The 18,874-nt window shown below is 56.8% G+C and carries 15 protein-coding genes and 1 pseudogene; 4 read left to right on the top strand and 12 right to left on the bottom strand.

What is annotated here, in order from left to right; genetic code table 11:
• Positions 1-68 precede the first annotated feature (68 nt).
• The 3 genes from AM379_RS10395 to AM379_RS10405 are packed head-to-tail and all read right to left on the bottom strand — an operon-like array spanning position 69 to position 4,648.
• Positions 69-641, bottom strand: a complete 573-nt coding sequence (locus AM379_RS10395) for a PTS sugar transporter subunit IIA (RefSeq protein WP_032679517.1) — start codon at positions 639-641, stop codon at positions 69-71.
• 1 nt (position 642) lies between these two features.
• Positions 643-3,240: a glycoside hydrolase family 38 C-terminal domain-containing protein gene (locus AM379_RS10400; RefSeq protein ID WP_032679518.1), complete on the bottom strand. Its 2,598-nt coding sequence runs from the start codon at positions 3,238-3,240 to the stop codon at positions 643-645.
• Positions 3,241-3,250: 10 nt separating this feature from the next.
• On the bottom strand, positions 3,251-4,648 hold the full coding sequence (locus tag AM379_RS10405; protein WP_072031469.1) for a PTS fructose transporter subunit IIC: 1,398 nt from the start codon (positions 4,646-4,648) through the stop codon (positions 3,251-3,253).
• 179 nt (positions 4,649-4,827) lie between these two features.
• Here AM379_RS10405 and AM379_RS10410 point away from each other — a divergent pair, with 179 nt between their 5' ends.
• Positions 4,828-5,487 carry a MurR/RpiR family transcriptional regulator gene (locus tag AM379_RS10410; RefSeq protein ID WP_032679520.1) on the top strand — a complete coding sequence of 220 codons (660 nt, stop codon included), beginning with the start codon at positions 4,828-4,830 and terminating at the stop codon, positions 5,485-5,487.
• Positions 5,488-5,495: 8 nt separating this feature from the next.
• Here AM379_RS10410 and AM379_RS10415 read toward each other — a convergent pair whose 3' ends face one another.
• The 4 genes from AM379_RS10415 to treR all read right to left on the bottom strand — a co-directional run bounded on the left by AM379_RS10415 (position 5,496) and on the right by treR (position 10,580).
• Positions 5,496-6,242: an oligogalacturonate-specific porin KdgM family protein gene (locus AM379_RS10415; RefSeq protein ID WP_025205757.1), complete on the bottom strand. Its 747-nt coding sequence runs from the start codon at positions 6,240-6,242 to the stop codon at positions 5,496-5,498.
• Between the two features lie 136 nt (positions 6,243-6,378).
• Entirely contained in the window at positions 6,379-8,034 is a 1,656-nt protein-coding gene (gene treC / locus AM379_RS10420; RefSeq protein WP_106503674.1) for an alpha,alpha-phosphotrehalase, read from the bottom strand.
• A gap of 51 nt (positions 8,035-8,085) precedes the next feature.
• Positions 8,086-9,504 carry a PTS trehalose transporter subunit IIBC gene (treB, locus tag AM379_RS10425; RefSeq protein ID WP_020885395.1) on the bottom strand — a complete coding sequence of 473 codons (1,419 nt, stop codon included), beginning with the start codon at positions 9,502-9,504 and terminating at the stop codon, positions 8,086-8,088.
• Between the two features lie 128 nt (positions 9,505-9,632).
• Entirely contained in the window at positions 9,633-10,580 is a 948-nt protein-coding gene (gene treR, locus AM379_RS10430; RefSeq protein WP_014168396.1) for a trehalose operon repressor TreR, read from the bottom strand.
• 392 nt (positions 10,581-10,972) lie between these two features.
• On the opposite strand from treR, the gene mgtA reads away from it, so the two are divergent.
• Together mgtA and AM379_RS10440 are read left to right on the top strand one after the other, a co-directional pair.
• Positions 10,973-13,681: a magnesium-translocating P-type ATPase gene (gene mgtA / locus AM379_RS10435; protein WP_020885394.1), complete on the top strand. Its 2,709-nt coding sequence runs from the start codon at positions 10,973-10,975 to the stop codon at positions 13,679-13,681.
• A gap of 149 nt (positions 13,682-13,830) precedes the next feature.
• Entirely contained in the window at positions 13,831-16,215 is a 2,385-nt protein-coding gene (locus AM379_RS10440; protein ID WP_106503675.1) for a beta-N-acetylhexosaminidase, read from the top strand.
• A 66-nt stretch (positions 16,216-16,281) separates the two neighbouring features.
• Here AM379_RS10440 and ridA read toward each other — a convergent pair whose 3' ends face one another.
• The 4 genes from ridA to AM379_RS10460 all read right to left on the bottom strand — a co-directional run bounded on the left by ridA (position 16,282) and on the right by AM379_RS10460 (position 18,288).
• On the bottom strand, positions 16,282-16,668 hold the full coding sequence (gene ridA / locus AM379_RS10445; protein WP_014168399.1) for a 2-iminobutanoate/2-iminopropanoate deaminase: 387 nt from the start codon (positions 16,666-16,668) through the stop codon (positions 16,282-16,284).
• A 74-nt stretch (positions 16,669-16,742) separates the two neighbouring features.
• Positions 16,743-17,204: an aspartate carbamoyltransferase regulatory subunit gene (gene pyrI, locus AM379_RS10450; RefSeq protein WP_025205744.1), complete on the bottom strand. Its 462-nt coding sequence runs from the start codon at positions 17,202-17,204 to the stop codon at positions 16,743-16,745.
• Between the two features lie 12 nt (positions 17,205-17,216).
• Positions 17,217-18,149 carry an aspartate carbamoyltransferase gene (gene pyrB / locus AM379_RS10455; protein WP_106503676.1) on the bottom strand — a complete coding sequence of 311 codons (933 nt, stop codon included), beginning with the start codon at positions 18,147-18,149 and terminating at the stop codon, positions 17,217-17,219.
• Positions 18,150-18,183: 34 nt separating this feature from the next.
• Positions 18,184-18,288 (bottom strand): pyrBI operon leader peptide, encoded by a 105-nt coding sequence (locus AM379_RS10460; RefSeq protein WP_168769597.1) that lies wholly within the window; start codon positions 18,286-18,288, stop codon positions 18,184-18,186.
• Between AM379_RS10460 and AM379_RS24620 the strand changes: the two are divergent.
• Positions 18,268-18,385 (top strand): annotated as a pseudogene (locus AM379_RS24620) (hypothetical protein). The gene AM379_RS10460 and the pseudogene AM379_RS24620 sit on opposite strands and share 21 nt — an antisense overlap.
• A 3-nt stretch (positions 18,386-18,388) precedes the next feature.
• Here AM379_RS24620 and AM379_RS10465 read toward each other — a convergent pair.
• Positions 18,389-18,868, bottom strand: a complete 480-nt coding sequence (locus AM379_RS10465) for an arginine repressor (protein ID WP_025205741.1) — start codon at positions 18,866-18,868, stop codon at positions 18,389-18,391.
• Positions 18,869-18,874: the final 6 nt, after the last annotated feature.

Here is an 18,874-nt window from a genome sequence, read left to right on the forward strand (position 1 = left end):
GAGGGAAAATTCTGATTAATTATTCAACAAAAACAAGCGCTCAGCAGCATGTGCCGAGCGCCAGTCGGTTAACTCACACCGCATGCCCAGTTCAGTCCGGCCTGGAGAAAGGCTGCCGCCGCAATACTCCCCAGTATCAGCGGGATAACAAGTGAGCGCCCGGGTTCGGCGTCCGCGTTTTGTGGCGTTTCTCTGCGCAACGCGGACAACGCTTCTTCGCCGGTACGCGCCGCCAGAAGCGCGTTACGCACGCGCTCTTCCGCCAGCGAACTGGTCAGCGTCGTCAGCAGCTGCATATGCGTACTGCCGGCCTCGGCGTGCGGGATGGCGAGCAGAAAAACCATCCTGACCGCTTCATCGCCTTCCAGCCCCGGCCAGATAACCGGCTCATCAAAAAGCGCCAGGCAAAACGCCGCCTGCTGCACCGCGTCTGATTTACCGTGCGGAACGGCCAGCGCTTCGCCCAGCGCGGTGGGACCTTCACTTTCGCGGTGTAAGACGCTCTGGATAAAGGCGTCTTTATCGGTGATGACGTTTCGCCCGACAAGCGGTTCGGAGAGCCAGCGGATCAGCGCTTCAGGCGTGCGGCAGGGTGGGTTAATAAACACCAGTTCGGGGTGCGTGAGTTCAAGCAAGTTCATGTTAAGCCTCAATCAAAAAATCACAGGTCGCAGAAGGAGGGATCGTCGTCACCGATGGCACGTGTTCTTCCAGATAATTGAGCTGGGGACGCTCTGCCAGGCCAGCCGGAACAGGGACAGGCTGCGTCCCGGCGTTGAACACGCGGGCGATCGTGCCAGGCGATCGTTGCGCATGAGGCAGGGCTGAAAGAACGAGCGGTTCCGGTAAGGCGAATAACGAAAATTCTGCCGGCAGCGTGCGTTCGGGCAGGCGCAGCGAAAAACGCTCAAGCCGGTTATCGAGGGTATGCAGCGTTTGCCGTTGATAGGTGAAGGGGTGACCCGTCGCCTGATTCTCCAGCTGGCGCAGCGTCAGATGGTCTGCGTTATCGGCCAGCGCCACGGTGAAGGAAAAGTGCAGCGGTTTGAGCAGCTGCGCATCGGGCGTGTCGACCACCGTATTGTTAATGCCAGACGCCCGGCCAGGTCGCCAGTCAAGATCGCTGCGCCCCAGTACGCCGGTTGATTTGAATAAGGTCAGGGCAATGACTGCCGGATCGCTTCCAATAACCTGAAACTCTTTCATGCCGCGGCTATTCACGACCAGCGCTTTGCCCGCTTGCGCGATAGCGATAATGCCCTCGCTGGTTTCGATATCCACGGGCTTCTCACGATAGCGCTCCTGCCAGTGAGTATCGTCGTACCCCGTTTCGCGCTCGATTATCGAGAACGGCTGCGAGGCGAGGGAGTGACGGGTGCAAATATCGCTGTTGATCAGTAAACGCAGCCGGTGATCGCAGTGGCTGTTTACCAGCGAGCTATCAACATGCAGGTTCGGATCGTCGTGACGTAACTCGCACACTATGCGTATCGATAACGGCGTGCGGGTATTTTCCCGGCGTCCAGCGAGATCCGGCGGCAGCGACATGACCGCCTCAAGCACCATCGTTTGGCAAAGAGGGGTTTTGCTGCAGTCGATCAGCGTGAAATGCGCGCAGCGCGTCGGTACATCGCCCGCGAGCGGCGAGAAATCATAGCTGTCTCCGGCATCCGCGCAGTCTTCAAGACTGAATAACGACGTGATGCGCCTGGCGTTGCGTTTGTCTTCAAGCACCAGCGTACCGGCCTCCAGCGTCAGTCGATAAACCGTATTCTCTATCGCCTCTCCTTTCGCGGCGCGGGTCCTGGCAAACGGAGCCGGCGTGTCTTTTAGGTTGACGGTGATATAGCCCACCGGCGGCAGGAGAGGCGTCTGCAGAACAACATGCCAGCGGAAATAAGGCGGAAGGTGCGTTTCGCGTTCACCCTCACAGGTGAGGGAGATGGCCGTTCCTCCGGGTAACGTCTCGCATTCCAGAACGTCGAAGGGCAGCGGCTGGCCCTGATACGTCAGGGTGATATTGTCGGCCCGACTGTACAGGGTGGTGTGGATCACGCAGCGGGTCGGGGTGGCCAGCGGGTTGAAAATGAGCAGGTCACCCTCCTGACAGCATGTGGCGGCCAGTGACTTCACCACCAGATTCCACAGGCTGTGACAAAGCTGCTCTGTCTGCTCGAGTCGATGAAGAATGTCGCGGTTAGTGGCATCGCTGTTGCAGCCGCCCATGGAGTCGTGGGCATGGCTTCGCAGAAGCTTCTTCCAGAGGGTGTCCACAATCGGGAGCGTGACCGGAATGCCCTGATGACGCGCCATGGCGATGGTGGGCTCCAGCTGTCGCAGGATGAACTGCTCAATGTCGGCATTTTTCTTTTTGATATCGTAACGCACAGACCCGATCGTTTTGTGAATGCGGGTGTAGCGCGGCGATTTCAGCTCACCTTCCCATAATGCCAGTTGTTCCCGTTTTGTGCGCAGCAGAGCGACGTACTGCTCCAGCGAGCTGAGGACGTAACGGTCCTGCGTGGGAGAGTGCGCGCTGGCAGCCTGCAGGATATGCGGCAGCGCCGGGTCGATGCTGACCTGATCGCCGCCGCAGGGCAGGAGCAGGTCGTCAATCTGCGACCGTGAACGCAGCAGATCCACCATCGGGTAGATCTTGCCGTGCAGATGGCTGGCCTCCGCGCGCATGTTCTTGGCCGCACCATACCCCAGCGCCATTGCACAGGCGAAGATGGTTGCACCTGAGGGCGCGCGCCAGAGAAACTGGCTGTTTTTGGCCTGAGTGTCGTGGTCGATACCGCGCCAGAAAACGATGTTATCGATATTGCAGCCCTGCAAAATCGTGGGCATCTGCGCGTTATGCCCAAAGGTATCCGGCAGATAACCGACCTGCATGGCATGCCCCAGCGCCCGAGCGGCGAAGATGCCGTATTTGAGATTGCGGATAATCGATTCGCCGTGAACGTTGTAGGTATCCGTCTGGGTGAACCACGGCCCGACAAACACGCTTTTCTCCCTGACCAGTTTTTCCAGCCGGGGCCGGTAATCGGGATTGATGGCGAGAAAGTCATCCACCACCGCCATCTGCCCGTCAAGGTGATAGCACTGCCAGGCCGGGTCCTGCTCCAGCGTCTCGATGACCTCCGCAAAGTTATATGACGCCAGCACCATGCTGTCCTGGCGGGTGAAATACCACTCCTGATCCCAGTGGGTATGGGCTATGACGTGGATCTGGCTCATTGCGCTCTCCTTATCTGGCGTTCTTTGGGCTGAGATAAAGCACGCCCAGGGCGCAAATCAGTGCGCCAATAAAGACGCTTGCCAGGTACCCGACCACATTGGTCGCCAGCGGCCAGCCCCAGATAGCCGGCAGGGGCAACGTCTGCTTCACGCCGAGGGTAATCGCCACCAGCGCACCCGCGACGGCTCCTGTCATGAACACGGGGATCAGGCGTGGGTTTTTCAGGATGAACGGGATAGCGCCTTCTGAAATACCGATAAAGCCCAGCAATAACGAAGTGCTGCCAACGGTTTTCTCTTCACGGCTGAACACGTCCGGCAGGCCAAAACGCCCATTGAGGAACGCGGCGAGGCCTACCCCAATAGAAGGAATCACGATGGAGAGCTCGCGGGCGGTTAAATCAAAAGTCTCGCTCATGCCGTTCAGGCCGAGCGCGACCGATCCTGCCGCCTTGTTGACCGGGCCGCCGAGATCGAACGCGGTACCCGCGGCGATCATGGCCGAATAGAAGCCGCGTCCGGTATCACCCGCCGAGGTAAAAAAGACCACCATCAGCTGGTTAAGCGAACCAAAAATCGGGTTGATCAGATATTCCATTACCATCACCAGCGTAATACCGGTGATCAGCGGAACGACCAGCATGGTTTTTAGGGTGGTAAGCTGCTGTCGGACGTGAATGGCATCATTCAGCCAGCGCACCAGATAGCCGACAAAAAAGCCGATGCCAATTGCGCCGAAAAAGCCGGAGGGCATAAAGCCTTCAATATCAAAGAAGCGTTTGTAGACCTCATCTGACATGATGCCGCCGATCAGTCCGGGGATCAGCGCCGGTTTACCGGCAATGGAAAAGGCCAGATACATCGCAAAGACCGGGTACATGAACTTGATGGTCATAAAGCCCATTTTATCCAGCACGCTGAACGGCGAATGCTCAATGTTTATAAACTGCCCGGTAATTTTGGCCGTCGCCATCATCAGGCCGCCCATCACCACGACCGGTAACATATAGCTGATGGCCGCCATGATATGGCCGATAAAAATCTGGTAAGCCGAACGCTGAATGGCGTCTTCGTCCGCCACAGTGGTGACGTTTTTCTGCATGGCCAGCGCCTGACGCAGGTAGCGGTCGGTATTTTTAATCAGCTCCTGCGTGCGGGTCTGAAGGTGAGGAACGTGTTCAAAACGTTCTGCGTCCTGAATGGGAACGTCGGTTGCAAGAATAATGGCCGTGGCGGAGGCAATATCCTGTTTTGTTAATCTGTTTTTTACGCCGTCGCTGCCCTGCGTTTCGACCTTGACCTCAATATTATGCTCTTTTGCCCATGCAATAATTTTACTTGCCGCCATAAACGTGTGCGCGATCCCTGTAGGACAAGCCGTTACAGCGATAATTTTTTGATTCATCATTGTAATAATTCCCTGGGTGTGAAAATAGCGAAAGTATAAAGAGAACTTAAAACAGTGTTTAAGGTTTGCTAATACTAATTACGTATCGTCATACGCTATGTTGCAATATGTGAAGCGCCTTCCAGAGACTATTTCGCTATTCTGCTAATATCCTGTTAGGTTTTAACAGGACGTAATAAATGAATTCATTTCAGGGAAGTGAACGGTTGATATTTGAATACATTCAGCACCACGCACGCAATATTTCTGATATATCGGCAAAAGAGATTGCGCGTGATACTTTTACGACAACCACCTCGGTGAATCGTGTCTGTAAGAAAATGGGCTATAAAAGCTATACCGAGCTTCGCTATCGGTTTTTACGCGACCATTTTACGTCTGTCCCTGCCGAGCCTGCGATGGGGCTGCAGGCAGACGATATCGTGGTGGACGTGTCCCGGTTACTGACCCATTCCAGCCATATCTATTTATATGCACGCGGGGCATCTCTCACCAGCCTCAACTACCTGTCGCGTTTTTTGTCACTGGCGAGCCTGCCGCACCTGATTCTGAATGATATGCACCAGTTGACCCGGGTATCGAAGGGCACGCTGGTGTTGATCAGTAAATCCGGGGAGACGCAGTCGCTGATAGAAATGGCGCGTAACGCCCTGCGTAAGGGGCTAAAGATTATTGCGATTACCCGTCAGGGTTCGACGCTGGCCGGGCTTTCTACGCTGTGCTGGCCGTTGTCGATTGATATAAATGCCGTCTCTTTATATCAGCGAGAGGGACAGCTGGACCTGTTAAGCGCCGTCGATCGTATCGGCTGCAGGCTTCTGCAGCACGATACGGAGTAGGCAGGCCGTCAGAGCTGTTTCACGATACCCAGACGAATGGCGTAATCATTTTCATGATTGCCATCCTGAGTAAGGTAGGTTTTATCCAGCGACACCAGTTCGACGTAAGGCGTCCAGCCGTCGTCGAGCTTGTAGTTGAACGCTACGGTGTGCTCCCAGTAGGTATCATCCCCGGTTCCCTGATCGACATTATCCTGCCAGCGGAAGCGCGGGTTATAGGACATGCCGAATTTCCCGATGTTGTACGCGAACCACAGGTCGAACTGGTGCGACTCGCGGCGGGTGTAGCCGCTGCCGTCCAGGCGTTTGTCGCTGTGCGCGTCGTTAACGGTATTATAGCGGTAGCGGGCAGACAGGTTCAGGCCATTATCGAATGCTTTCCAGCCCTGGATGAAGGGGCGGTAATGCGTATTGCTGGCGGTAAAGACGGTCACCATCCCTGGCGCGATGGCGAACCCATTTCCCAGATCAAAACGCCAGCGCGTTTCGATTTCCTGTGCTGCCTCCGTTAACCCTTTTTCGTCCGGATTATATCGGTCGGTATCACCAAAGAACGTATCGTTATGGTTTTGCGCCGCTTCGACGGAGAAGTAAAAACCGTTATCAGCCTGATGCATCACTTTAATACGTGAATCATTTACGTCTGAGCGCGTATTATGACCAAAGCGAAGATCGACGGAGGTATTTCCGCACCATCCCTGGGTACTTAATAATAATGCGCTAATACATGTTGCTTTAATAATTGTCTTTTTCATAATGTCCTGCCGAGGTTATTTAAATGGCAGGGCTATTCTTATTTTGGCACACCGTGAAGTAAAAGTTATCGTCGTACATTTAGCGTATCGCTAAACATAAAAAAAAAGAGATACAGCCTGCTGTATCTCTTGAGGGTTATTCCTGTATCCACCAGATGGCTTCAAACGGGCGCAACAGCAGGTTGTCGGGCTGAGGGGGAGCATCCGCATAGTTGCTCAGTGCGACCCGCCAGGCCCCCTGTACTGACGCGGGAATCCATTGCTGGCGCTCACGGCTCAGGTTTGCCACCACCATCAGCGTCTGGCCCTGCGACCGCCGGCGATAGCACCACAGGGAAGGGTGGTCGGGCAGCAGATCTTCATAATCTCCCCACGTCAGCACCGGCAGGGTTTTGCGCAGGCGAATCAGCGTCTGGTAGGTGTAAAACACCGAATCAGTATCGTCCAGTGCGGCACGGGCATTGACCGTCTCGTAATTGTCGCAAACGCCAATCCACGGCTCACCCTCGGTAAAGCCCGCACTGTGTGTGGCATCCCACTGCATTGGCGTGCGGCCATTATCGCGGGATTTACTCGCCAGAATAGCCAGCAATTCTTCAGGGGCGCGACCGTTGGCCCGCAGTTCAGCGAACATATTAAGGCTTTCAACGTCGCGGTAATCGGTAATACGGCTGAAGTGCGGGTTGGTCATACCCAGCTCTTCGCCCTGGTAAATATACGGGGTGCCCTGCATTCCGTGCAGCACCATGCCGAGCATTTTCGCGGCGTGGGGACGGTACTCCCCTTCATCGCCAAAGCGCGACACAATGCGCGGCTGATCGTGGTTACACCAGAACAGCGCGTTCCAGGCCTTGTTGTGCATGCCCTGCTGCCAGTGGCGGAAGAGGGTTTTCAGCGCCACGAAGTCCGGCCTGGCCAGGATCCACTTTTCGCCGCCGGGGTAATCCACTTTCAGGTGGTGGAAGTTGAAGGTCATCGACAGCTCGCGCCCGTCGAGAGAGGCGTATTGCTGACAGTTTTCCAGCGAGGTCGACGACATCTCGCCTACCGTCATCAGGTTTCGCGGGGTAAAGACGTCGCGGCTCATCTCCTGAAGATACTCATGAATGCGCGGTCCGTCGGTATAGAAGCGACGGCCATCGCCCACGGCGTCATCCGGGAAATCCTGGTCTTTGGAAATCAGGTTAATCACATCGAGGCGTAAACCGTCCACGCCACGGTCGGCCCAGAACTCGCACACCTTTTTCAGCTCAGCGCGCACCTGCGGGTTTTCCCAGTTGAGGTCCGCCTGCTCGGGGGCGAACAGGTGCAGATAGTACTGCTCGCTCTCAGCGTGCCAGCGCCAGGCGTTGCCGCCAAATTTGGAGCGCCAGTTATTGGGCAGTTGTTCCGGCGTACCGTCGCGCCAGATGTAGAACTGGCGATACGGGCTCTCTTTATTCAGCGATTCCCGGAACCAGGCGTGCTGCGTTGAGGTGTGATTGAACACCATATCCAGCACGATACGAATGTCGCGTTGATGGGCCTGCGCGACCAGCTCGTCAAAATCATCCAGCGTGCCGTAGGCCGGATCGATGGCGGTGTAATTCGCCACGTCGTACCCGTTATCTACCTGCGGGGAAATATAAAACGGCGTCAGCCAGATGGCGTCGATGCCGAGGGTTTGCAGGTAGTCCAGCCGCTGCGTGACGCCGCGTAAATCGCCGGTACCGCTGCCCGTCGTGTCCTGAAAACTCTTTGGATAGATCTGGTAGATAACGCCGTTCTGCCACCAGTGAGGAAGGGTATTCATAATGCGTTCCTGCAAATGCGAAGGGGCGCAACTGCGCCCCGAAAGATGAAGTTAAACAATCTGCAGCGCGCCCTGACGGTACTTACGCTGGTAAACCACGGTGGTGAGAGCCATTGGGACGACAATCGCGATGACCATCGCCAGGGAAAACACCTGCCAGAAAGCGGGCTGGATGGAGAGAATACCAGGCAGACCGCCGACACCGATCCCGTTCGCCATCACACCGTACAGACCGCATACCAGGCCTGCCAGACCGGAGCCGATCATCGCGCACAGCATCGGGAAGCGGTATTTCAGGTTGATACCGTACATCGCCGGTTCGGTGACGCCGAGATAGGCGGAGATGGCGGCCGGAACAGAAATCTCACGCTCGTTATGCTTGCGGCTGACCAGGATAATGCCCGTGACCGCCGAGGCCTGCGCAATGTTAGACAGCGCGATGATAGGCCAGACCGGTGTACCGCCCAGGCTCTGAATCATCTGCATATCAATCGCCAGCGTGGTCTGGTGCACGCCGGTGATCACCAGCGGGGCGTACAGGAAGCCAAACAGCATGGCACCAATCGGCGCGAAGCTGCCGGTCATCAGGTGACGTACCGCGAAGGCAACGCCGTCGCCAATCATGCGGCCAAACGGACCGATAAACGCATGGGCGAGGAAGACGGCCAGAATAAGGGAGCAAACCGGCACCACCACCAGATAGAGGTAATCCGGTACGATGCGTTTCAGGCGCGTTTCAATAAAGCCCAGCGTCAGACCGGCCAGCAAGGCTGGGATCACCTGCGCCTGATAGCCCACTTTCGCGATGGTGAACAGACCGAAGTTCCACACCTCAGGCACCTGCTGACCAAGTAAGTAAGCGTTCATTAACTGCGGAGAGACCAGCGTGACGCCCAGCACGATACCCAGAATCGGCGTGCCGCCCATTTTGCGCACCGCTGACCAGCAAATCCCGACCGGCAGATAGAAGAAGATCGCTTCGCCAATCAGCCACAGGAAGTCGTAAACGGTTTTCAGCGCCGGGTACATCTGCGCCAGGGTTTTGCCGTCGCTCATCGGCACATCACCGATAACGTTGCGGAAGCCCAGAATCAGACCGCCGCTGATCAGCGCCGGGAGCAGCGGGAAGAAAATCTCCGCGAAGTGGGAAATTAACTGCTCGTGCCATTTCATATTCTGGCGTGCAGCTTTCTTGGCTTGCTCTTTATCGGCTGAACTGTGCCCGGTTGTCGCCAGCAGAGCCTGATAGTAATCGCCCACTTCGGTACCAATGACGACCTGGAACTGACCGGCGTTGGTGAAGCAGCCTTTAACCATGGAAAGCGCTTCAATGGCTTTCGGATCGGCTTTGGACGGGTCGTTCAGCACGAAGCGCAGGCGGGTAATGCAATGGCTGACGGTCGCGATGTTTTCACGGCCGCCTACCAGGACAATCAACTGGTCGATATCTTCTTGTTTGACTTTACTCATCATGAAACCTCATGACCGATGGTGAGGGGGGTAATGACCTGAGCGCAAGCCTACTCCTTCAGCGTGACGGCGAAAATGGGAACGTTCCCGAAATCAGGCGAAGATCACAATAAACTGATAAACGAGGGTTATGAAAGGTGGGCGGGAATCACGATCTGACGCGGCTCAGCACGCCCGTTGATCTGCTCGATCAGCTGTGCAGCGGCCTGCCTGCCTGACTCGGCGTAGCCCGGGTCGACGGTGATAATCTCCGGGTGCAGGAACTTCATCAGCGGCGTACTGCCTACGCTCGCGATCTGCAGTCCCTCTATGCGTTGCTCCTGGAGATATTTACTCGCGCCCAGCGCCAGGGTATCGGTGGCGCACACCAGCGCCGTGGTCTGCGGGGTCAGCACGCTGGCGACCTGCTCGTAGCCCTGTTTCATTCCCAGACCCGGCAGAGACGCGACGGCGGAAAGGTTGTGCTGTTTACAGAAGGTCAGGTAGGCCTCGTGACGCCGTTTGCCGGTGGTAACGTCCGCATGCGGTACGCCGAGGTAGCTGATATGGCGATGGCCTTTATCGTACAGACGCTGCATCAGGGTAATAATCGCCCCCTCATCGTCGTAACAGACGGAGGCAAAACCGTGGGCATCGCGCGCCAGCATCACCATCGACGCCTGCCAGGGCTTCAGCATCTCCTCTTTGATGCCGGTAAATCCGAACAACACCACGCCGTCAATGTTGCGCCGCTGGAGCATACCCAGATGCTCTTCAACCAGCTGCGTGGAGAACTGGCTCTCCATCATGATCGGGTCGTAGCCCTGCTCATAAAAGGCGGGCAGCATGGTCTGAACGGCGAGGTTTTCGGACAGGGAATCCAGACGCGAGACGATAATGGCAACCACTTTGTCACTTTGCCCGCGCATGGCGCGCGCAGAGCGGGAAGGGGAAAAACCGTGCTGATTCATTACCGCCTCGACGCGCTCGCGGGTGCGTTCGCTGACACCGCTCTCATTGTTGAGCACGCGCGATACGGTGGATTTCCCCACGCCGCTTAAACGCGCGATGTCTTTTATCGTAAGGCGGTTCTGCATGCTGTATTCCCTGTAACAATGACAACGTGGTCAGTAGAGCCTAATGCTATAGCGTGTTTTCGCTATGGGCAAAGTCTGGTTTACGTTCGGTTTATTTGCGGGGGAGTATAATACCGCCCGAATCGCCGCAAACGGTACGGTTAAATCCTTATACTGCGCGGCGGCACCCTACTTTTTTACTTACCGGAGGTGACATGGATCCCGATCCCACGCTTCTCCTGAACGGGAGCGTTCTTTCTTTCCGGTAAGCCAGCCTTTGTGCTGTCTCACCGGTATGTGAGGCAGCAACGTCCTGCACGTTCCTGCTTAAAACATTAAGTGCCTGTCAGGTACGGCCTTGCCACGCCTGCAGGAAATACTGTGTCCGCGTTTGCGGGCGCGGGGGAATGACTATGTTTAAAAATATCACCCGGCAGCTGCAGGCGATGCTGAGCCGCCACCTGCCACATCGTCTTGTTCAGCGCGACCCGCTGCCAAATGCCAAAAATATGGCCTCTGCAGCGATCCCTGCTTCCCTGAGCCAACGCTGCCTGAACGTGGCGGCGATGGATGAAAACGAAGTCTGGCGTGCCTTTGGCGGGCATCCGGAGGGGCTGAACGCGGCGGAAGTGGAAAAAATCCGTGCCGTGCATGGCGATAACCAAATTCCGGCGCAAAAACCGGCGCCGTGGTGGGTGCATCTGTGGACCTGCTACCGTAACCCGTTCAACCTGCTGCTGACCGTGCTTGGCATTATCTCCTATGCCACCGAAGATCTGTTTGCCGCCGGGGTTATCGCCCTGATGGTGGGGATCTCCACGCTGCTGAACTTTATTCAGGAGGCCCGTTCTACCCGCGCGGCAGACGCCCTGAAAGCGATGGTAAGCAACACTGCAACCGTCTCGCGCGTCATTAACGATCTCGGGGAGAACGCCTGGGTTGAGCTGCCCATCGACCAGCTGGTGCCGGGCGATCTGGTGAAGCTGGCGGCCGGCGACATGATCCCCGCGGATTTACGTATTCTTCAGGCGCGGGATCTGTTCGTGGCGCAGGCCTCGCTGACCGGCGAATCTCTGCCGGTGGAAAAAGTGGCGCGCACCCGCGACCCGCAGCAGATGAACCCGCTCGAGTGTGACACCCTCTGCTTTATGGGCACTACGGTGGTCAGCGGCACGGCGCAGGCAATGGTCATCGCTACCGGCGGCAACACCTGGTTTGGACAGCTGGCCGGGCGCGTGAGCGAGCAGGAGAGCGAACCGAATGCCTTCCAGAAGGGGATTGGCCGCGTCAGCATGCTGCTGATCCGCTTTATGATGGTGATGACGCCGATTGTGCTGCTGATCAACGGCTATACCAAGGGCGACTGGTGGGAAGCGGCGCTGTTTGCACTCTCCGTCGCCGTGGGGTTAACGCCTGAAATGCTGCCGATGATTGTCACCTCCACGCTAGCGCGCGGGGCGGTCAAACTGTCAAAACAAAAAGTGATCGTCAAACACCTGGATGCCATTCAAAACTTTGGCGCGATGGACATTCTCTGCACCGATAAAACCGGCACGCTGACCCAGGACAAAATTGTGCTGGAGAACCACACCGATATCGCCGGCAAAACCAGCGATCGCGTGCTGCACAGCGCCTGGCTGAACAGCCACTACCAGACCGGGCTGAAAAACCTGCTCGACGTCGCCGTGCTCGAAGGCGTGGATGAAGAATCTGCCCGCACGCTCTCCGGGCGCTGGCAGAAAGTGGATGAGATCCCGTTCGACTTCGAGCGCCGCCGCATGTCGGTGGTGGTGAGCGAGCATCCGGACGTGCATCAGCTGATCTGCAAAGGCGCATTGCAGGAGATCCTCAATGTCTCAACCCAGGTGCGCTATAACGGCGACATTGTGCCGCTGGATGAAACCATGCTGCGCCGTATCAAGCGCGTCACCGATAACCTGAATCGTCAGGGGCTGCGCGTGGTGGCGGTGGCGAGCAAATTCCTGCCTGCACGCGAAGGGGACTATCAGCGTATCGACGAATCCGATCTGATCCTCGAGGGTTATATCGCATTCCTCGATCCGCCGAAAGAGACCACCGCGCCTGCGCTGAAAGCATTAAAGGCCAGCGGCATCACCGTGAAAATCCTTACCGGCGACAGCGAGCTGGTGGCCGCCAAAGTGTGTCATGAAGTGGGGCTGGATGCGGGTGACGTCGTTGTGGGAAGTGATATTGAGCCCCTCTCCGATGATGCGCTGGCGACGCTTGCGCAGCGCACCACGCTGTTCGCCCGGCTGACACCCATGCACAAGGAGCGCATTGTCACCCTGCTGCGCCGGGAAGGGCATGTGGTGGGCTTTATGGGCGACGGCATTAACGATGCGCCCGCCCTGCGTGCGGCGGATATTGGTATCTCCGTAGACGGTGCGGTGGACATTGCCCGTGAAGCGGCGGATATCATTCTGCTGGAAAAGAGCCTGATGGTGCTGGAGGAGGGCGTTATCGAGGGACGTCGTACCTTCGCCAACATGCTGAAGTACATCAAGATGACCGCCAGTTCCAACTTCGGTAACGTTTTCAGCGTGCTGGTGGCGAGTGCGTTTCTGCCGTTCCTGCCGATGCTGCCGCTGCACCTGCTGATCCAGAACCTGATGTACGATGTCTCTCAGGTCGCCATCCCGTTTGATAACGTGGACGACGAGCAGATCCAGAAGCCGCAGCGCTGGAATCCGTCCGATCTGGGGCGCTTTATGCTGTTCTTTGGCCCGATCAGCTCCATCTTCGACATTCTGACCTTCTGCCTGATGTGGTTTGTGTTCCATGCCAACACGCCGGAACACCAGACGCTGTTCCAGTCCGGCTGGTTCGTGGTAGGGCTGCTGTCGCAAACGCTGATTGTGCATATGATCCGTACGCGTCGCATCCCGTTCATCCAGAGCCGGGCCGCGTGGCCGCTGATTGTCATGACCGGCATCGTGATGGCGCTCGGCATTGCACTGCCGTTCTCGCCGCTGGCCAGCTACCTCCAGCTGCAGGCGCTGCCGCTGAGCTACTTCCCGTGGCTGGTGGCGATCCTCGCGGGCTATATGGTGCTGACGCAGATGGTCAAAGGCTTCTATAGCCGTCGGTATGGGTGGCAGTGATTTCCCCCCTCTCCCGGCACGGGAGAGGGTACGTTTCTTCCCAAATTCAACAACCTGTGATCTCCGTCAGCGCATTCGCTTGACGACAAAATGAGCGCATGTTAACTGAATGTTTTGCCTTTATTTGGCCCGTCAGATAAGGAACATTCATGTTACGGTACAGTCTCTTAACCGCCGGGCTGATGCTCGGCGCGTCAGCGTTTGCCGCTCCGGCAGGCGACCTTCCCCTGATGCCCTGGCCTGCGAAGGTTGAACGTCCAACGACGCAGGGCGCACTGGTACTCAGCAACACCCTTTCCGTCAGCGTTACCGGAGACGACCTCGGCGACGCGGTCAACCGTCTGCGCCAGCGCATCGCCCTGCAAACCGGCTGGACGCTACAGCCGCAGGCCGTTAAACCGGACAAGCCCACTATCCGCATTGCCATTACCAAAAAAGTGAAGCCGCAGCCGCTGCCGGACAGCGATGAGCGCTATACGCTCACGGTCGATGCCAGTGGCGTGGATATCACCGCCAACACCCGTTTTGGCGCGCTGCGCGCCATGGAAACCCTGCTCCAGCTGATACAAAACGGGGCGGAAAACACCTCCCTGCCGTGGGTCACTATTGAGGATTCCCCCCGTTTCCCGTGGCGTGGGCTGCTGCTTGACTCGGCACGACACTTTATCCCGCTGCCGGATATCAAGCGGCAGATTGACGGTATGGCGGCGGCAAAACTCAACGTGCTGCACTGGCATTTGACCGACGATCAGGGCTGGCGCTTCAGCTCGACACGCTATCCAAAGCTCACGCAGCTCGCCAGCGACGGGCTGTTTTACACGCCGGAACAGATGCGCGACGTTGTGCGCTATGCCACCGAACGCGGCATCCGCGTGGTGCCGGAGATCGACATGCCGGGCCACGCCTCGGCGATTGCCGTGGCCTACCCGGAACTGATGAGCGCGCCGGGACCGTATGAGATGGCGCGCCACTGGGGCGTGCTGAAACCGGTCCTGGATCCGACAAAAGCGGCGACCTATCAGTTTGCGGAGGCGATGGTCAGTGAACTGGCGGCGATCTTCCCCGATCCGTATCTGCATATCGGTGGCGATGAGGTGGATGACACCCAGTGGAAAGCGAACGCCGCCATTCAGCAGTTTATGCGCGACAACACACTGGCAGACAGCCATGCCCTGCAGGCCTATTTCAACCGCAAGCTGGAAAATATCCTCGAAAAACACCACCGGCAGATGGTGGGCTGGGATGAAATTGCTCATCCTGATCTGCCAAAAAGCATCTTGATCCAGTCCTGGCAGGGCCAGGACGCGCTGGGGCAGGTGGCGCAAAATGGCTATAAAGGCATTCTCTCGACCGGCTTTTACCTCGATCAGCCCCAGTCCACCGCCTATCACTACCGCAATGAAATTGTGCCGCAGGGGTTAAACGGCGAGGATGTGATTGGCGACACCGACAGCGCCCAGAGCTGGTCATTCACCATGCCGCGTCTGAAAGGCAAGCCGGTGGAGGGGAGCTTCACCCTGGTGAAAGGGGATTCCGGCTGGCGTGGATTTATTGATTTCGCCGGGAAATCCCGTCGTGCGGTACAGGATATTGCGTGGCGCGACGACAATCAGGTGACGTTTACCGTCGATACCTGGATGGGCGAAACGCGCCCGGTGGTGTCGGTGGACAACGATAAGCTGAGCGGCTATTTCCTGGTGGGCAATGCCCGCTATCCCATTGACGGCAAGCGCCTGGACGATATCCCCAAAGGCATCCCGCCGGTGGTACCGGACGCCGCTCATCAGGTCAACCTGCTCGGCGGGGAAGCCGCGCTGTGGGCGGAAAACGTGGTCGCACCGGTGCTGGATATCCGTCTGTGGCCGCGCACCTTTGCGGTGGCGGAGCGGTTATGGTCCGCGCAGGACGTTAACGATGTCGACAATATGTACACCCGCCTGCAGGCGATGGACAGCTGGTCGACGGTCTCGGTCGGGCTGCAGCAGCATACTCAGCAGCAGGTGCAGTTCACGCGTCTGGCGAATAACGCCGATACCCTTCCGCTGCAAATCCTCGCGCAGGCAATCGAGCCGGCGCAGTATTACACCCGTCAGCACCTTAAGTTCCAGGCCGGAAATTACCATCAGTTCGAACCGCTTAACCGGTTTGCTGATGCGCTCAACGCCGAAAGTGCCACGGTGCGCCAGATGAACAAATGGGCTGACCGCCTGGTCAGCGACGCGGAAGACACGGAAAGCGCCGACGCGCTGCGCCACGTCTTCAACCGCTGGCAAAGCAACACCAGCGATGCGCTGGCATTAAGTGAAAACAGCTACACACTGAAGGCGATTAAACCGGTTATTCAGGAGGTGGATAAGCTGGCCTCGATTGGCCTGCGGCTGACGGATCTGGTGGCGCGTCAGGGGACGCTGGATGACAACGAGATTGCCTCTATTCAGGGCGAGCTGGATAACGCGGCGAAAATACAGGATGAAGTGGTGATTGCGGCGGTGTATCCGCTGGAGACGCTGCTACGGGCGACGCGGAATCAGTAGCAAAACGCCCGGTAGCGCGTTGCCTGCCGGGCGCAAAGGCAGCCCCGGCTGCCCCCTGACTGAAACTTAGCGACGTACGGCGATCGCTTCGATTTCAATTTTCACGTCTTTAGGCAGACGCGCAACTTCCACACAGGAGCGTGCAGGGAAAGTGGCGTTGTGCTCAGTGAAGAACGCTTCGTACGTGGCGTTAACGGTCGCGAAATCGTTCAGATCTTTCACGAACACGGTGGTTTTCACGATGTCGCCCACTTTCAGACCCGCAGACTCCACGATAGCCTGTACGTTTTCCAGCGACTGACGCGCCTGCGCCGCCACGTCTTCTGGCACTTCACCCGTTTTTGGGTTCACCGGGATCTGGCCAGAGGTAATAATCATGCTACCCAGATCAACGCCCTGAACGTATGGGCCGATAGCCGCTGGTGCATTTTCCGTCGCGAGTACTTTGGTCATGATTTCTCCAGAATAACAGCTGATTAAATGTTCCCGGCCATTATAGGGAGGCCGGGATCCTTTACCAACCTCAATTAGTTGGCCAGCACCACATAATGAGAAAACTCTTTTTCGCAGTATTTGCATTTGAGTGCGATGTCATCGGCACGTTTTTTCACTGCAAAACTGGACGAAACCGGCTCAGCATGACTGATGCAGTTGCTGTTCGGGCAGACCAGCACATTTTCAATGCGATCCGGCAGATTAGGACGGGATTTACCGACCACTTCGTACTCGTCAATGCGGTTCACGGTGGCATCCGGCGCGTACAGAGAGAGCTGGTTAACCTGCTCGTCGGTCAGGAAGGTGTTTTCAATCTTGATCAGGTCTTTGCGGCCCATTTCACCCGACGGCAGGTTCAGGCCGATGGTGATGCGCTGGTCGGTTTCGGTCAGCTTGAACAGCGTCAGCAGCTTAAAGCCGATCTGGGCAGGGATGTGGTCAATCACGGTGCCACGTTTGATGGCTTCAACCTGGAGTTTGTTATCGTGTGTCATTGTCATTTCCCCTTACAGAGCCAATTCGCGATTCAGAACCAGTGCCAGTAACGCCTGGCGGGCGAAGATGCCGTTTCCGGCCTGCTGGAAGTACCAGGCGTGCGGCGTTTTATCCACGTCGGTGGTGATCTCATCGATACGCGGCAGCGGGTGCAGCACCTTCATATTCTCGCGTGCGCCGTCGAGGTCGCTGGCGCGCAGCACAAACTGTGCCTTCACGTTGGCGTATTCAGACGGATCCAGACGCTCTTTTTGTACGCGGGTCATATACAGAATATCGACGTTGCCCATCACCTCTTCGATGCTGGCATGCAGACTCCACGGGATCCCTTTTTCGTCCAGCATGTCGAGGATGTACTGCGGCATTGCCAGCGCGTCCGGCGCGATGAAGAAGAAGTGGTTGTCGTTAAATTTCGCCAGCGCCTGGGTCAGCGAGTGAACGGTACGGCCATATTTCAGGTCACCCACCATGGCGATGTTCAGGTTTTCCAGACGGCCCTGCGTTTCCTGAATGGTGAACAGATCCAGCAGGGTCTGTGTCGGATGCTGGTTGGCCCCGTCTCCGGCGTTCAGCACCGGAACACCACCGGAAAATTCGGTCGCCAGACGCGCCGCGCCTTCCTGCGGGTGGCGCATCACAATCGCATCAACGTAGGTACTGATAACTGAAATGGTATCCGCCAGCGTTTCGCCTTTTTTACCCAGCGAGGTGTTGCTGCTGTCTGAAAAACCCACCACGCTCGCGCCGAGGCGGTGCATGGAGGTTTCGAAGGAGAGGCGGGTGCGGGTCGACGCTTCGAAGAAGCAGCTCGCAATCACCTTGTGCTTCAGCAGTTCCGGTTGCGGATTTGCCTTCAGTTTTGCCGCGGTTTCCAGAACCAGTTCCAGCTCTTCGCGGCTGAGGTCGTTTATGGAAATGATGTGTTTTTGATAAAGCGGATTCATGTTTATCTCCTGACGCCGGGCAAAAAAAAGCCCCTCAAATGAGGGGCTCTGGGAATAGATTGTGCAACGGGAAGAAAAACGGCAGGCCAGCGTCTGATTTCAGACGCGGTAAGACGTTATGTCGTACACGCTTGACCATGCTTCCTCCCGGCAAATTGTCGGGCATTATACGCAGCTCGATTTTCGGATCAAGGGGTTTAATGCACACTTTACTCAATGCAAACGGTTCTTTATGAATATTAATTCGTTCTGAGTAAATAATTAATTTGTTTATGCACCAGCGCAGTACGCTTCACCACCCGGGGAGCGACCCAGACGATACTGCTTCCGGCAACCACACCTAAAATTTCCGGTAACTGGTGATAATCCAGAATTCGCGCCACCGCACGGCCATATCCGGCCACGGTATGAACAAGGATAAATTCGCTATTATGCTCCACGCTCACCACCATTTCGGAAACGGTACGCGCGGCATCGGGAGCAGGGCGCAACTGAGGATTCAACGAATAAATCTTTAGCCCTTTGGCATTTCGAATTTTTATGACACCGAGCAATTTCAGCAGACGCGAAACGGTCGACTGGCTGATGCTGTCAAACCCTCTCTCCTGCAAATCGCGGCGGATTTCTTCCTGGGAGAGATAACTCTTTTCGGCGATCAGCTGCTGGCACACCGTTAGCTGCAGTTGTTCTCTGGGAGAGCAGTCTTCGTAATCCATCATATTTCC

It is taken from the genome of Enterobacter cloacae complex sp. FDA-CDC-AR_0132 (genome assembly GCF_003010695.1).
Classification (GTDB): Bacteria; Pseudomonadota; Gammaproteobacteria; order Enterobacterales; family Enterobacteriaceae; genus Enterobacter; species Enterobacter ludwigii.